The 13,728-nt window shown below is 68.4% G+C and carries 13 protein-coding genes; 4 read left to right on the top strand and 9 right to left on the bottom strand.

The window, feature by feature from the left end:
* Positions 1–154: 154 nt before the first annotated feature.
* Genes ruvC through ACSQ3Y_RS29580 form a run of 3 tightly spaced genes read right to left on the bottom strand, consistent with a single transcriptional unit; the run spans position 155 to position 2,446 of the window.
* On the bottom strand, positions 155–703 hold the full coding sequence (gene ruvC, locus ACSQ3Y_RS29590; RefSeq protein WP_057201688.1) for a crossover junction endodeoxyribonuclease RuvC: 549 nt from the start codon (positions 701–703) through the stop codon (positions 155–157).
* Positions 700–1,692: a phosphatidate cytidylyltransferase gene (locus ACSQ3Y_RS29585; RefSeq protein ID WP_057201689.1), complete on the bottom strand. Its 993-nt coding sequence runs from the start codon at positions 1,690–1,692 to the stop codon at positions 700–702. Before ACSQ3Y_RS29585 ends, ruvC begins: the two co-directional genes overlap by 4 nt.
* A 1-nt stretch (position 1,693) precedes the next feature.
* The gene (locus ACSQ3Y_RS29580) at positions 1,694–2,446 is read right to left on the bottom strand and encodes a lysophospholipid acyltransferase family protein (protein WP_057201690.1); all 753 of its coding nucleotides are present in this window, start codon (positions 2,444–2,446) and stop codon (positions 1,694–1,696) included.
* A gap of 137 nt (positions 2,447–2,583) precedes the next feature.
* On the opposite strand from ACSQ3Y_RS29580, the gene ACSQ3Y_RS29575 reads away from it, so the two are divergent.
* From ACSQ3Y_RS29575 to ACSQ3Y_RS29565, 3 genes are all read left to right on the top strand, one after another.
* The gene (locus ACSQ3Y_RS29575; protein ID WP_436179757.1) at positions 2,584–3,585 is read left to right on the top strand and encodes a LacI family DNA-binding transcriptional regulator; all 1,002 of its coding nucleotides are present in this window, start codon (positions 2,584–2,586) and stop codon (positions 3,583–3,585) included.
* A 427-nt stretch (positions 3,586–4,012) separates the two neighbouring features.
* Positions 4,013–4,873, top strand: coding sequence for an RNA ligase family protein (locus ACSQ3Y_RS29570; RefSeq protein WP_436179756.1), 861 nt, complete (start codon positions 4,013–4,015; stop codon positions 4,871–4,873).
* A 44-nt stretch (positions 4,874–4,917) separates the two neighbouring features.
* The gene (locus tag ACSQ3Y_RS29565) at positions 4,918–6,069 is read left to right on the top strand and encodes an AAA family ATPase (protein ID WP_436179755.1); all 1,152 of its coding nucleotides are present in this window, start codon (positions 4,918–4,920) and stop codon (positions 6,067–6,069) included.
* On the opposite strand, the gene ACSQ3Y_RS29560 is transcribed toward ACSQ3Y_RS29565, so the two are convergent.
* A complete protein-coding gene (locus tag ACSQ3Y_RS29560; protein ID WP_436179754.1) occupies positions 6,051–6,962 on the bottom strand; it encodes an AraC family transcriptional regulator in 912 nt (303 codons plus the stop codon). The genes ACSQ3Y_RS29565 and ACSQ3Y_RS29560 overlap by 19 nt on opposite strands.
* A 75-nt stretch (positions 6,963–7,037) precedes the next feature.
* Here ACSQ3Y_RS29560 and ACSQ3Y_RS29555 point away from each other — a divergent pair, with 75 nt between their 5' ends.
* A complete protein-coding gene (locus ACSQ3Y_RS29555) occupies positions 7,038–8,453 on the top strand; it encodes a cytochrome P450 (protein ID WP_436179753.1) in 1,416 nt (471 codons plus the stop codon).
* 15 nt (positions 8,454–8,468) lie between these two features.
* Here the strand turns inward: ACSQ3Y_RS29555 and mtgA are convergent, their stop codons facing one another.
* The 5 genes from mtgA to ACSQ3Y_RS29530 are packed head-to-tail and all read right to left on the bottom strand — an operon-like array spanning position 8,469 to position 13,596.
* On the bottom strand, positions 8,469–9,203 hold the full coding sequence (gene mtgA / locus ACSQ3Y_RS29550) for a monofunctional biosynthetic peptidoglycan transglycosylase (RefSeq protein ID WP_436179752.1): 735 nt from the start codon (positions 9,201–9,203) through the stop codon (positions 8,469–8,471).
* A 25-nt stretch (positions 9,204–9,228) separates the two neighbouring features.
* Entirely contained in the window at positions 9,229–10,089 is an 861-nt protein-coding gene (gene aroE, locus ACSQ3Y_RS29545) for a shikimate dehydrogenase (RefSeq protein ID WP_436179751.1), read from the bottom strand.
* A gap of 12 nt (positions 10,090–10,101) precedes the next feature.
* Positions 10,102–10,962 (bottom strand): energy transducer TonB, encoded by an 861-nt coding sequence (locus tag ACSQ3Y_RS29540; protein ID WP_436179750.1) that lies wholly within the window; start codon positions 10,960–10,962, stop codon positions 10,102–10,104.
* Positions 10,959–13,031, bottom strand: coding sequence for a ribonuclease catalytic domain-containing protein (locus ACSQ3Y_RS29535; RefSeq protein ID WP_057269187.1), 2,073 nt, complete (start codon positions 13,029–13,031; stop codon positions 10,959–10,961). Before ACSQ3Y_RS29535 ends, ACSQ3Y_RS29540 begins: the two co-directional genes overlap by 4 nt.
* A 46-nt stretch (positions 13,032–13,077) precedes the next feature.
* A complete protein-coding gene (locus ACSQ3Y_RS29530; RefSeq protein WP_436179749.1) occupies positions 13,078–13,596 on the bottom strand; it encodes a pilin in 519 nt (172 codons plus the stop codon).
* Between the last annotated feature and the right edge of the window lie 132 nt (positions 13,597–13,728).

Below are 13,728 nucleotides of genomic sequence, written 5' to 3'. Positions count from 1 at the left end.
CAGGTTGTCGCATAACGGACTTTCACTCCGTCGATTGCTGGTGGCGGCGTCCGAAATGGACGCACACGTAGACCAGCGCCACCGTGGAACTGGCTTTGCCAGGCCACTGGTGGCGTCCCCCTCAGGGGAAAGGCGCGAAGCGACTCAGGGGGGGTCAGTAACTCCTGCCGCCCTTGTACATGGCGTGCTGGCGCCGCTGCAGCGTGCCTGCTTCTCCCAGGCGGGCCATGGCGGCGCCTGCGTGGGCGTGGGTGATGGCCATGCCCAGGCCGTCGGCGGCGTCGGTGCCGGGCAGGCCGGGTAGGCTCAGCAGGCGGCGCACCATCTCCTGCACCTGGCTCTTGGCGGCGCGGCCATGGCCGACCACGGCTTTCTTCATCTGCAGCGCGGTGTACTCGGCCACGGGCAGGTTGCTGGCCACCAGGGCGGTGATGCAGGCGCCGCGCGCCTGGCCCAGCAGCAGGGTGGACTGGGGGTTCACATTGACGAATACGATTTCGACCGATGAGGTGTCCGGCTGGTAACGCGCCACCACCTCGGTGATGCCGTCGAACAGGATCTTCAGGCGCCCGGGCAGGTCGCCCAGGGCCAGCGTGGTGGTGCGGATGGTGCCGCTGGCCACGTAGCTCAGCTGGTGGCCATCCATGTCCACCACGCCGAAGCCGGTGGTCTGCAGGCCGGGGTCGATGCCCAGGATCCTCATAGCCCGAAGTACCAGCGCACCGAGTGGAAGAACACCGGGGCTGCAAAGCACAGCGCGTCCACCCGGTCGAGCAGCCCGCCTGCGCCAGTGACCGACATGCCCTGCATGCCCCAACTGGTGATGCCGCGGTCGCGCTTGAGCGCCTTCATCACCAGGTGCCCGAGGCTGCCGGCCACGCAGGCCAGCAGGGCCATGCCCAGTGCCTGGCCGGGCTTGAAGGGGGTGATGAAGGTGAGCAGGCCGCCCACCAGGCCACCCACGGCCACGCCGGCGAGCCAGCTCACCCACTGAAAGCTCTGGCTCACCTGCGGTGCCACGGGCTTGTGCGGAAAGCGCCGGCCCAGCAGGTGCTGCACCACCATGCAGGTCTGCACCACGAACACCAGGAAGAACACCAGGAAGGCACCCTTGTCCTTGTAGCCCGGAAAGTCGAGCAGCAACAACGCCGGCACATGGCTCATACCGTACACACATACCATGATGCCCCACTGCAGCTTGGCATTGCGCTCCAGGAAGCGCTGCGGGTCGTTGGCCAGTGCGCTCACCACGGGCAGCGCCAGGAACACGTAGACCGGGATGAACACCGTGAACAGGTCGAAGTGCCGGCTGCCCACGATCCAGAACTGCAGCGGCAGCACCACGAAGAAGGCCAGCACCAGGCTGCGGTGGTCGCCCCGGCGCGTGGGCGAGAGCGTAATGAACTCGCGCAGCGCAAAAAAGCCGACGATGGCGAACAGCACGGTGGCCACGGCATCGCCCAGCGCCCAGCCGATCCAGAACACGGTCGCCATGGCCCACGAGGTCTTGAGCAGGCCCCAAAAGCGCTTGGCTTCGAGCGCATCGGCTTCGGCCTGGGGGTCGTCGCTGGACTGCTCGCGCAGCATGCGCACGTAGGCCCAGATGGTGACGATGGACAGCAGGCCGAACACCACGAGGAACAAGGCACCGATCTGCTGGGTGGCCGTCAGGTTGCGAAGGAAGGCGTTCATCTCACACTTCCCTCAATGCGATAACCGCACGGCGTGCGCGGTCGAGAAAAGGGCGGCGTTCCTCGTCGGGCTCCAACTGGATCGGGGCCCCGAAGGTCACCGAGCACAGGATGGGCACGGGCACCACTTCACCCTTGGGCATCACGCGCTGCACGTTGTTGATCCAGGCCGGCACCAGTACCACCTGCGGGAACATCTGGGCCAGCTTGAACAGGCCCGACTTGAAGGGCTGGGGCTCTTCGCCATGGCCCCGCGTGCCCTCGGGAAAGATCACGATGGAGTCACCGCTCTCCAGCGCCTTCACCAGAGGCGCCAGCGGATCGCCCTCGGGCAATGCCGCGCGCAAGGCCTCAGGCGTGGGGGGCTTGGGCGGCGCCTCGGGCGCCGGGTCGGGCCCGCCGGCAGAGGCCGTTTCCGACTCGGGCAGGGCCACGCCGGCAACTACGGGCTCCACAGGGGCCGGGCGTGCCGGCGTGGCCTGCCGGTCCACGTACACGGCGTTGAACACGGCGGTGGTGATCCACTGGCGAAACGGCGTCTTGGTCCAGTAGTCCTTGGCGGCGATGGGGCGGGTGATGCTGCGCAGTTCCTCGGGCAGGGCCGCCCAGATCAGCACCATGTCGGCATGGCTCTGGTGGTTGGCGAAGTAGATGCGCTGCTCCGCCTTCGGGGGGCAACCATACCAGCGGGCCTGGGAGCCGGTCAGGAACCGCACTATTCCCAGAAGGAGGAGACTCATCAACTTGGCAAGCATGGCGCGGATGATACGGGCGAACCCGCGTGACCTTGCTGAGCAGCGCAGGAGGCACCTGCCCTGGGGTGCGGGGGGCTGCCGGCGGGCGCATGGGGGCGCGCGTTCCCGCGCATACTGTCTGGCTTTTGCGCCGCCCCATGAAAAAGCCCCAAGTCTTCACCGTTCACGACATCGCCCGCATGGCCGGTGTGTCCGCCATGACGGTGTCGCGTGCGCTGAACACCCCGGAGCGGGTTGCGCCCGCCACCTTGCTCAAGGTGCGCGAAGTGGTCAGCCAGACCGGCTTCGTCCCCAACGGCATGGCCGGTGGCCTGCGCTCCTCGCGCGCCCGGCTGGTGGCCGCGGTGCTGCCCACGCTGACGGGGCCGGTGTTCCAGGAAACCGTGCGCTCGCTGAACCAGGCGCTGGACGAACGCGGCTACCAATTGATGATCGGCCAGAGTGGCTACGACGCCTCGCGCGAGGACGCGCTGCTCGACGCCATCATCCGGCGCCGGCCCGATGGCATCGTGCTGACCGGCATCATGCATTCGGTGGAAGGCCGGCGCCAGTTGCTGGCCGCCGGCATCCCGGTGGTCGAAACCTGGGACCTGACACCCACCCCCATCGACATGCTGGTGGGTTTCTCCCACGAAGGCATTGGCGAGGCCGTCTGCCATTTCCTGCACCAGCGCGGCTACCGGCAGCCCTTGCTGCTCGGCGCCAACGATGACCGGGCGCGCCTGCGCATGGGCGGGTTTCGGCGCGCGGCCCGGGCACTGGGCCTGGCGGCCGAGGTGCCTGCGGTGCTGGTGCCAGCACCCACCACCCTGGGGTCGGGGCGCAGCGGGCTGGTGGCAGCGCTGGCCGACCACCCCGACACCGATGCGGTGTTCTGCAGCTCCGACATGCTGGCCCTGGGGGTGCTGATCGAAGCCCAGGCGCGCGGCCTGTCGGTACCGGGGCAACTGGCCGTCGTGGGCCTGGGCGACCTGGAGTTCGCCGCCAGCCTGCAGCCGGCCCTGACCACGGTGCGCATCGATGGCACGCGCATCGGCCGCACCGCCGCCCAGTTCATCGACGACCGCGCGGAGGGCCGCACGGTCGATCAGCCCATCGTCGACATCGGCTTCGAGATCGTCTCGCGCGCGAGCGCATGATGCCCTGGCGCATCCCTGCGCCACCCTGTGTGCACACGGCCAGAAGCGGTGCGGGAGGCGCACAGACAGCGCCTGGCTGTGGCAATAAAACACCAGAGTTGCGCGCTGTTCTTGAAAACACCGGCGCTCGCCCGTAGCATTCGCCCTCTTTCAAAAATCCTCACCTTCGAGACCGACATGCCCCGCATCCCCCGTTCCTGCTGAACGACACGCCACACGAAGCCCGCGGCCTCAAGCCCCGGGTCATGCCATTCGTGTGGGCATGCGGGCAAGCCAGCCAGTTCCCTGGTCGCACACCGTGCGCCCGGCCCCTGAACTGCCTGCCTTGAGCCAGCCACCCATGGTCACCTGCTGACCTTCTGCGTCGTCTTCGGCCCCTGTCCCAGGCCTTGCTTGCTGCCTGGTTCCCTGCCTGCCGGAGACTTCCATGACGCACACCTTTCTGCACAACCGCGAACTCGCAAAATACCCCCGTACGCCCCATCTGCAGGGCTCCCGCTACCAGCCAGGCGACAAGGGCGACCCCGTTCCCTATGCCGAGCTGCTGGGCAAGACCATCGTGGTGGAGGAAAAGCTCGACGCCGCCAACGCTGGCCTGAGCTTCGACGCCGCGGGCCAGTTGCTGCTGCAGTCGCGCGGCCACTACCTCGACGTGGACCGCCTGGGCGGCCGCGAGCGCCAATTCAACCTGTTCAAGCAATGGGCCCGGGCGCACGAGGGCCGGCTGCTCGACGTGCTGGAAGACCGTTACGTGCTGTACGGCGAGTTCATGCACGCCAAGCACTCGGTCTACTACGACGCGCTGCCGCACCTGTTCTGCGAGTTCGACATCCGGGACCGCCGCACCGGTGACTTTCTCGACACACCCGCCCGGCATGCCCTGCTGGCCGGCGTGCCCGTAGTCTCGGTGCCGGTGCTCTACGCCGGCCTTGCGCCGCCGCGCATGCAGGCGCTGCAGGCACTGCTGGCGCCATCGCTGGCGCGCACGGGGCAGTGGCGTGCCGCGTTCGAGGACGAGGTGGCGCGCCAGGGGCTCGACCTGGCCCTGTGCTGGCAGCAGACGGATCGGTCCGAGCTGGCCGAGGGCCTGTACATCAAGGTGGAGGAGGGCGGCCGGACCGTGGGGCGCTTCAAGCTCGTGCGGCCGGACTTCATCCAGACCATCCTGGATTCGCAGTCGCACCACAGCGAGCGCCCGGTCATCCCCAACCGCCTGCGTTCGGGCGTGGACCTGTTCGGTCCCGAGGTCGACAAGCGCTGGCCCTTGGCTGGCGACGGCCGCCTCTGAGCGCAACAACCCCCACGGCGAGCCCACCCGCCCAGGAGAATGCAATGACGATATTTCAATGGAAAGACGTGCAGGGCCTGGTCCCTGCCGCGGGCGGCGCGCCTGATCTGGGCGCCTGCCTGGAGGCCTTCCCGCAACTGCGGCTGGCCGCCACGACGCCGCAGGACCCCGTGTTCCACGCAGAAGGCGATGTATGGACCCACACCGCCATGGTGCTGCGCGCGCTGCTTGACAGTGCCAATTACGCCGCGCTGGAGCGTGCCGACCAGGAGGTCGTGTTCCTCGCCGCGCTGCTGCACGACGTGGCCAAGTGCAGCACCACGGTGGTGGACGAGGCCACGGGCCGCATATCGCAGCCCGGCCACTCGCGCAAAGGCGCCATCGACACGCGCATCGCGCTGTGGCACGCCGGTGCGCCGCTGGCCGTGCGCGAGGCCATCTGCCGGCTGATCGCCGTGCATCAGGTGCCGTTCTTCGCGCTGGAGACCTCGCGCAAGGGCACATCGCCAGAGTTCACCGTGCGCCAGCTGTCCTGGCAGGTGGACCTGCACCTGCTGGCCCTGCTGGCCGAGGCGGACATGCGCGGCCGCGTCTGCCCCGACCCGCAGCGCACGCTCGATGCCATTGAGCTGTTCCGCGAACTCGCGCGCGAGGAAGCCTGTTACGGCCAGCCGCGTGCCTTTGCCGATGCGCACACCGCGCTCAGCTACTTTCGCGGGGCGAACGTGCACCCGGACTATGCGCTGCACCAGGAGCCCGGCTCACGGGTGGTGGTGATGTCGGGCTTGCCCGCCTCGGGCAAGGACACCTGGGTTGCCACCCACCACCCCCGGCTGCCGGTGGTTTCGTTCGACGATGCGCGTGCTCAGCTGGGCCTGCGCCATGGCAAGAACGAGGGCATGGTGGCCCACCACGCGGTGGAACAGGCCAAGGCCCTGCTGCGGGCGCACGAACCCTTCGTTTGGAACGCCACCCACCTGTCGGACCAGATGCGCGCCAAGACCCTGGACCTGTGCCTGGCCTACCACGCCGAGGTGGAGATCATGTATCTGGAGCAGCCGCGTGCAGAGCTGCTGGCCCGCAACCAGCGGCGCGACACCTCGCTGTCCAACAAGCGGCTGCTGGAGATGCTGCTGCGCTGGGAGGTGCCGCTGCCTACCGAGGCGCACCGGGTGAGCTACGTCCAGAGGCGATAGACCCAGAAGGCCTCGTCGCGGCGGATGCCGTCGTACAGCGCCTGCGGCGCATAGCCGGTGATGCGCCGCGTGACGCGGCACAGGTGCGACTGGTCCGAAAAGCCGGCGCCCGCAGCCACCTCGGCCCAGCGCACCGGGGATTCGGCCGTGTCTGCGGCAATGGTGTCGAAGAATGCCTGCTCGGCCTTGCCGAAGCCGCGCAGCTCGCGCAGCGGCAGCCCGGCCCAGCGCTTGATGCGCCGCTCCAGCTGGCGCAGGCTGCGGCCGGGCGCCGAATGCGCCGCGCGCTGCGCCAGGTGCGTGGCCCAGTCGCCATAGCGCTGCGTGGCTGTGGCGGGGCCAGGCCTGCAGGCCTGCCAGCGCGGCAGCAGAAACTGCTCCAGGCATTCCATGCGGGCCGCGTCGTCGGGCTGGTGCTGCACCGCCTCGCACATGGCCAGCCAGTCGCGCGGCAGCAGCTTGGCGGCATCCACCGTGCGGTCGGTCAGGTGCTCGGGCGCCAGGCCGGTGAGCAGGTGCAGCGCATCGGGCATGAACATCACCATCATGGCGTGCGTGGGTTCGGCGCACCAGCTGGTCGAGGGCCGGGTCTGCGGGCCTGCCAGCACCCAGCGCCCTGCGAAGGGCTCGCGCGGGCTGTCCAGGCCCGGCATGCAGCCGGGCCGCTCGGGGATCAGGCATTCGCTGCGGCCCGTGAACCACCAGCTCAGGCTGCACAGCGGCGTCGCGGGAAAGCGGTTGATGCGTTCTTCATCGCTGAGCGCATGGCCCAGCGTGCTGCGCACGATGGTGCCGCGCACGCAGGCCGACAGGCCGGCATGCGGTAGCCACAGCTGGCCCGAGGGAATGAGCCCATCGGGGTGCCGGGCAGAAAGGGGTGCCTGAATGGCCATGGAGCCCGAGTGTAGGGGAGAGACGATGTCGCAATCGTTCAATACGCCGGTGGCGGGACGCACCACCATGCCGGCATGAACACAACCCTTTCCGACGACCTTGCGCATGCCGCAGCCCCACCCGCCCTGCAGGCATCAGGCCCATCGCCGCGTTGGTGGGGGTTGCCACTGCTGCGTGCCATGCGGGCCGACTACCTGGGCTTCGTCACCCGGCTGCAGCGCGAGCATGGCGATCTCACGCGCATGCGGCTGGTCAACGAGGATGCCTGGGATCTCATGTCCCCCGAACTCGTGCGCGAGGCCCTGGTCACCCATGCCGAGCACCTGGTGCGCTGGGAGCGCGGCATCGAGGTGTTCGAGCAGGTCTTCGGCCAGAGCGTGCTGGTGACCGAGCTCGCCACCTGGCAGCGCCAGCGGCGCATGCTGATGCCGGCCTTCGCGCCCAAGCGGGTGGCAGGCTATGCGCAGTTGATGACCGGTGCCGCGCAGGCCGCGCTGGACGCTGCCGTACCGGCAGGCCAGGCCGGGGCCCTGGTCAGCATGGAGGGGCTGTGGACCGGGGTGGCCATGGACGTGATCCTGCGCACCCTGTTCGGCGAGTCGGCCAAGGAAGACGCACGCGATGCTGCCTGGGCCACCCAGACGCTGTCGGCCGCTGCGTTCTCGGAGATGTTCATGCCCTTCACCCTGCCCGACTGGCTGCCCCTGCCCGGCAAGGCGGCCAAGCGTCGGGCGCTGCGCCTGCTGCGGGGGCTGGTGCAGCGCCACATCGACCAGCGGCACGCCCAGCAAGGGCTGGCGTCCACGGTGGACCGCAGCGACCTGCTGCAGATGCTGCTGGCCCTGCGCGACGAGTCCACGGGCGAGGCCCTTTCGCACCAGGAGGTGTTCGACCAGTGCATGGTCAGCTTCCAGGCCGGACACGAGACCAGCGCCACCGCCCTCTTGTGGTGGAGCCGGCTGATGGCCGAACATCCCGAGGCGGCACAACGCGCCCAGGCCGAAGTGGACGCGGTGCTGCAGGGCCATGTGCCAGGCCCGGAGCACATCGCGCAGTTGCCCTGGCTGGCAGCCACCCTGAAGGAGGCCATGCGCCTGTACCCGCCCGTCGCTGCGGTGATGAGCCGGCGCACCACGGCCCCCATCACTCTGGGCGGTGTGGCCGTGCCTCAGGGGGCGATCCTGCGCATCACGCCCTGGGTGCTGCACCGGGACGGGCGTTGGTTCGCGCAGCCCGAGCACTTCCTGCCCGAGCGCTTTCTGGAGGGCGCACCCGAGATACCCCGGGGGGCGTGGATTCCCTTCGGCCTGGGGCCGCGCGTTTGCATCGGCCAGCACTTCGCGATGCTGGAGATGGTGCTGCTGGCGGCGATGCTGCTGCAGCGCTATACCCTGCGGGTACCGGAGGCGGCGCCGCCCCTGCAGCCCCGGCTGCATGTGACCCTGCGGCCGCAGCACCCGGTGCAGCTGCTGCTCAGTCGGCGCGCCTGAGGTTGTATTGGATTCTCAGGGCAATTCGGCGCTGTTCATCCGCGCCAGGATGGTGCGCGTGCGCCCTGCCAAGTAGGCCGATCCCGGCGTCTTTTCGAAGCGCTTGGGGGCCGGCAGCATCACGGCCAGGCGGGCCGCCTCGCCGGGGGCGAGGCGGTTGGCGCTCTTGCGAAAGTAGTGCTGGGCGGCGGCCTCGGCGCCGAAGACGCCTTCGCCCCATTCCACGCTGTTGAGGTAGATCTCCAGGATGCGCTCCTTGCTCAGCAACTGCTCCAACAGCAGCGTGAGCACGAACTCCTGCACCTTGCGCAGCAGGGTGCGCTCGCCCGAGAGCAGCAGGTTTTTGGCCAGTTGCTGGGTGATGGTGGAGCCGCCGCGAATCTTGGGCGCGCGCTGGGGCTTTTCCGGGGCCCGGTTCTGGGCCTTGGCGGCCTGGGCTTCTGCCTTGGCATTGCGCTCCCAGGCTTTCTCGATGGCGGCCCAGTCCACGCCGTCGTGGTTGGCGAAGCCGTCGTCCTCCGAGGCGATCACGGCGCGCTTCAAGTGGTCCGATATCTCGCCGTAGGGCATCCATTGCTGGCGCCAGCGTACCTGGCCGCTGCTGGCCAGTTGTGTCCAGGCCTCGGAGCGCTGGAAGCTGGTGGATTCGGGGTTGACCACCACCATGGCGGCAATGCGCAGCACGAAGAACAGCTGCAGCGCCAGGCCGGCGAACACCACCAGGCCCAGCCAGCGCAGCACGGCTTTCATGTGCGGGTTCTTTTTCTTGCCAGGTTCAGTGCCGGGGCTGCAGCGCCAGTTGCGTCTGCAGCTCGGCCAGCACCTGGGCCGAGGGCGGGCGCACGCCGCGCCAGAACGCGAAGGCCTCGGCCGCCTGCTCCACCAGCATGCCCAGGCCGTCGCGCGGCACCGCCCCATGGGCGGCAGCCCAGTCCAGGAACTCCTGGGCCGCAGGGCCGTACATCATGTCGTAGGCCAGGCCGCCGGGGCGCAGCACGCTGGCCGACACGGGCACGGCGTCACCCGCCAGGCTGCTGGCTGTGGCGTTGATCACCACGTCGAAGTCGCCGGCCACGGCATCCAGCGTGCTGGCCGCCAGTTGTGCGCCGAGCTCTTTGGCCAGGGCCTGGTGCGACTGCACCAGCGCCTGGGCCTTGGCCAGGGTGCGGTTGGAAATGGCGATGTGGCGCGCACCGGCCTGCAGCAGCGGGCCGAGCACGCCGGCAGCCGCGCCACCGGCACCCACCAGCAGCACATCGCGGCCCTGCAGGGCCACGCCGGCATTGCGCGTGATGTCGGCCACCAGGCCCAGGCCATCGGTGTTGTCGGCGTGGATGCTGCCGTCTGGGCGAAACGCCAGGGTATTGGCCGCACCGGCCAGTTGCACGCGCTCGCTGCAATGCGTGGCCAGCAGCGGTGCTTCGATTTTGAACGGCACGGTGACGTTGCAGCCTCGCCCGCCCTGGGCTGCGAACGCGCGCACACCCTCGGCAAAGCCGTCCAGCGCCACCAGGCGGCGCTCATACGCCAAGTGCTCGCCGGTCAGTTCGGCAAAGCGGGCGTGGATGGCCGGCGAACGGCTGTGCGCCACCGGGTTGCCCATCACGCAATACAGGTCGACGGTGGCTTGGCTCATCTCGAAGGGGGTTCAGCGGACGGTGGTTTCCAGCGTCTGGTCGCGGGTGAAGCGAAAGCGCGCCACCATGGCGATCTGGTCGGCCTTGGCGCGCATTTCCTGGTTGAAGGTGCCGAACGGGCCTGCAGCGCGGGCGATGGCTTCGGCCCGGCGGTCCAGCGTGGCATTGCCCGAACCCTGCACGATCTCGGTCTCGAGCACCCGGCCGTCGTGGTTCACGGTGACGATCATCGTCAGCTCGCCATAGAGCTTCTTGCCGGCCTGCTCGGGGAAGTTCTCGGTGCCCTTGTCCTCGACCTTGCGGCGCAGCGCGTCGTAGTAGATCGCATAGGCCTCTTCGCGCGTGGCCGGGCTGATGTAGCGCTTCTTGGGGCGCGAGTTCTCTTCGTTGATGCGCTTTTCGATCTCGGCCAGCAGCTTGACCAACTGGCGGCGCTTTTCGTCCTGCGACGACTGCTCGGCGCTCTGGCTGGGCTTGCGCGGATCGGGGGGCGGCATGCTGGCCAGCTGCTTGCGCAGTTGCGTGAGCAACTGGGTCTGCTGCTCCTGCATCGCGTCCATCTTGCGCTGGGCTTCTTCGAAATCGTCGCCCATGGCCGTCAGGGCCGAGTACGGCAGGGGGCTGGTGGCCCGGCCTTTTTCCGCATCGCCGCCGCCTGCCAGGTTGGACTGGGCGATGGCCTGGGCCTTCTCGGGGCGCTCGTTGGACTTGGCATTGACCAGGATGACTTCGAGCGGTGTGTCCTGGAACACGCGGTTGAAGCCCTCCGGGTCGATGAAGCGCACGGTGATGAGCGCCGCATGCACGGCGATCGATACGCCGAGCGCAAGCTGCAGCGTGCTGAAGGTGCGGAAGAAGGCAGGCAATTTCACGGCGTCAGATTATCAGCGCTGGCGGGCGCTTCGGCTTCGTTCATGTCCACGGCAATGGCGATCGGGCCGGCCACGGTCTCGTCGTCCTCCTCCGCCGCCTCGTCGGCACCGGCTTCGGGTTCGTCGCTGTCCAGGCGCTCCAGCACCGTGCCATGGATGTCCAGCGTGATTTCGTCGATCTCGCCGAGCTTCACCAATAGGCGTGCGCCGCGCGGCAGGTTCTGGGCACCCAGCACCGGGAACACCAGCGGGATATCGTCGGCCCGCACCAGGAAGCTGCCGCCCGGGCCTTCCTTGAAGACGGTGGCGGTCAGCTCCGTCAGCCCGTTCTGCTGCACGTACTTGAGCGTCCAGAAGCGCTCCATGCCGGCCTGGTAGCCGTTGTAGGCGCTGTAGGCGCCGTCGAAGCTGCTGATGATGGAGAACAGGTCGGCGTCCTTGGGCTTGAACGGTGCGGCCAGCGCCGCCGTCTTGCCGTGGCGCGCGCAGGCAATGATCTGCCACTGGTTCACGAGGTCGGTGTAGCGGCGCAGCGGCGAGGTGGCCCAGGAATAGCTTTTCACGCCGATGCCCGCATGCGGCAAGGCCTTGGTGCCCATGCGCACCTTCACGCCCGGCGCCATGCTGGCTTGGCTGCGGTAGATGCCGGGCACACCCAGCTCGGCCATCCAGCTGCCCCAGGTGCTGTTGGCCACGATGGCGGCCTCGGCCACGATCAGGTCCAGCGGCGCCCCGCGCTGGCGCGTGGTGATCTGCACCGTCTCCGAGCCGTTGGGCTCGCCGCGGTCGTTGCCCACCAGGCGGAAGTTGTAGTCCGGCCGGTTGAAGTTCTCGGGTTTGCCGCGCACCACCTCGCGCTGCGCTTTGAGGCTCTTGGCCAGGCGGAACAGGAAGGACAGTTGCTCGCGCAGCTCCGATACGCGCGCTGGCGTGCCCTCGACCTGCACGGCGGGGTCGGTCAGCCAGGCCTCGGTCACGATGTGGTCGAGCTGGTCGTGGCGCAGGTTGGCCAGCACCGGCACCCGCTCCAGGCGGGTTTCGGTGGAGAGGATCTCCAGCGTGGTCTCGTTGACGGTGACGTACAGCGACACGGCGGGGTTGGCCCGGCCTTCGTCCAGCGTGTAGATCTGCACCACCTCGTCGGGCAGCATGGTGATCTTGTAGCCCGGCATGTACACGGTGGACAGGCGCGCGCGCCCCAATTGGTCGATGGCACTGCCCGGCTGCACGGCCAGGCCGGGCGCGGCGATGTGGATGCCCAGCACCACGGTGCCCGTGCCCAGGCCTTGTACTGACAGCGCATCGTCGATTTCCGTGGTCTGCGAATCGTCGATGGAATAGGCCTGCACGCTGGCCAGCGGCAGGTCGTCCGGCGGCTGGGGGGCGGTCAGTGCCGGGAAGCCCGTGCCCTTGGGGAAGTTCTCGAACAAAAAGCGCTTCCAGTGGAACTGGTAGGCCGAGTCGATGGCGCCGGCCTTTTGCAGCAGGTCCAGGGGCGCGGTGTGCGTGGCGCGGCTGGCGTCGACCACGGCCTTGTACTCAGGCGCGTTCTTGTCCGGCTTGAACAAGATCTTGTAGAGCTGGTCGCGGATGGGCTGCGGGCATTCGCCCCGGCCCAGGGCTGCGGCCCATTCGTCGATCTGCGCCAGCACGGCCTTTTTCTTCTCGATGGCGGCCAGCGCCTGCTGCAGGATCTCGGCCGGTGCCTTCTTGAAACGGCCCTTGCCCGCGCGGCGAAAGTAATGCGGTGCCTCGTACAGGCGGAACAGCGCGCCGGCCTGCTGGACCAGGGTGGCGTTCTCGGAGAAATAGTCGCGCGCCAGGTCGGCAAAGCCGAAATCGTCCTCGGGCGCGAACTCCCAGGCCAGGTCCAGCTCGATGGTCTCGGCCACGGCCTGCGCCTGGGCCACCAGCTCGGATGGGGCGGGTTTTTCGAACTTCAACAGAACGTTGGCGGCCTTGACCTTGACCCGCTTGCCCGAATCGAGCTCGACTTGGGCCGAGCTCTCGGCTTCGGACAGGATACGGCCGGCCATGAACTTGCCGGCTTCTTCAAACAATGCATGCATGGGCGGCATTCTCCCATGGGGCGCTCCCCGTCTCTGGCGAGACGGGTCAGGATCCTGCCGGGCCCATGCAATCCAGGGGGGTGGCAATGGCCGGGATGTTCGTGGCGTTCGTCCCCTGCGCGGTCATCTTGTTCGGCACCTTGGCCTTGCCGCAGACCCAGGCAATGGGCACCTGCGGGAAATCCGGCACGATGGCCGGCCGCAGGGTCAGGATCTTGCCTGCGATGGCCTTGTTGGCCTTGTTGCCGTAGACGATGTTCACCGCCCCGCCGGCCACGGTGACCTTGGCCACGTTGGTGCTGACGATGCGGTCCTCGGGCGGCAGGCCGGCGGCGGCATTGTCGGTCGGCATGGTTTTCTTGAGCGCGTAGTGCACGGCCACCGCCTGCTTGACGAACTCGACCATGGCCTGGCCCTCCTTCACCTGGGTGCGCAGCATCCGGTCCTGGTACGAGGGCAGGGCCATCAAGGCCAGTACGGCCACGACAGCGACGACCATCATCATCTCGATCATCGTGAAGCCCTGCGGGCGATACAGGGAACAGGAGTGCTGCGGGTGGTTCATGGCGGTGGTGCAAGACCCGGTCAGGGGACGATGGGCGGGATGGGTGCAAATATAAGGGCTTGTGGGCGCTGCCGGGGTGGGGAGGGCCGGTGCCGCCGGGAACGGCCTGGCCTGCATGGCCGGATCGCCGCA

Source organism: Acidovorax sp. LjRoot66 (assembly GCF_964253305.1).
Lineage (GTDB): Bacteria > Pseudomonadota > Gammaproteobacteria > Burkholderiales > Burkholderiaceae_C > Acidovorax.
The sequence above is the reverse complement of the archived record's forward strand: the minus strand, read 5'-3'. Positions and strand labels throughout refer to the sequence as shown.

What these genes read in the sequence shown, in the direction of transcription:
- ACSQ3Y_RS29535 (WP_057269187.1), bottom strand. Translation starts at nt 13,031, where the DNA reads ATGCATGCATTGTTTGAAGAAGCCGGCAAGTTCATGGCCGGCCGTATC.
- ACSQ3Y_RS29560 (WP_436179754.1), bottom strand. Translation starts at nt 6,962, where the DNA reads ATGGCCATTCAGGCACCCCTTTCTGCCCGGCACCCCGATGGGCTCATT.
- ACSQ3Y_RS29570 (WP_436179756.1), top strand. Translation starts at nt 4,013, where the DNA reads ATGACGCACACCTTTCTGCACAACCGCGAACTCGCAAAATACCCCCGT.
- ACSQ3Y_RS29555 (WP_436179753.1), top strand. Translation starts at nt 7,038, where the DNA reads ATGAACACAACCCTTTCCGACGACCTTGCGCATGCCGCAGCCCCACCC.
- mtgA (WP_436179752.1), bottom strand. Translation starts at nt 9,203, where the DNA reads ATGAAAGCCGTGCTGCGCTGGCTGGGCCTGGTGGTGTTCGCCGGCCTG.
- aroE (WP_436179751.1), bottom strand. Translation starts at nt 10,089, where the DNA reads ATGAGCCAAGCCACCGTCGACCTGTATTGCGTGATGGGCAACCCGGTG.
- ACSQ3Y_RS29575 (WP_436179757.1), top strand. Translation starts at nt 2,584, where the DNA reads ATGAAAAAGCCCCAAGTCTTCACCGTTCACGACATCGCCCGCATGGCC.
- ACSQ3Y_RS29580 (WP_057201690.1), bottom strand. Translation starts at nt 2,446, where the DNA reads ATGCTTGCCAAGTTGATGAGTCTCCTCCTTCTGGGAATAGTGCGGTTC.
- ACSQ3Y_RS29585 (WP_057201689.1), bottom strand. Translation starts at nt 1,692, where the DNA reads ATGAACGCCTTCCTTCGCAACCTGACGGCCACCCAGCAGATCGGTGCC.
- ACSQ3Y_RS29530 (WP_436179749.1), bottom strand. Translation starts at nt 13,596, where the DNA reads ATGAACCACCCGCAGCACTCCTGTTCCCTGTATCGCCCGCAGGGCTTC.
- ruvC (WP_057201688.1), bottom strand. Translation starts at nt 703, where the DNA reads ATGAGGATCCTGGGCATCGACCCCGGCCTGCAGACCACCGGCTTCGGC.
- ACSQ3Y_RS29565 (WP_436179755.1), top strand. Translation starts at nt 4,918, where the DNA reads ATGACGATATTTCAATGGAAAGACGTGCAGGGCCTGGTCCCTGCCGCG.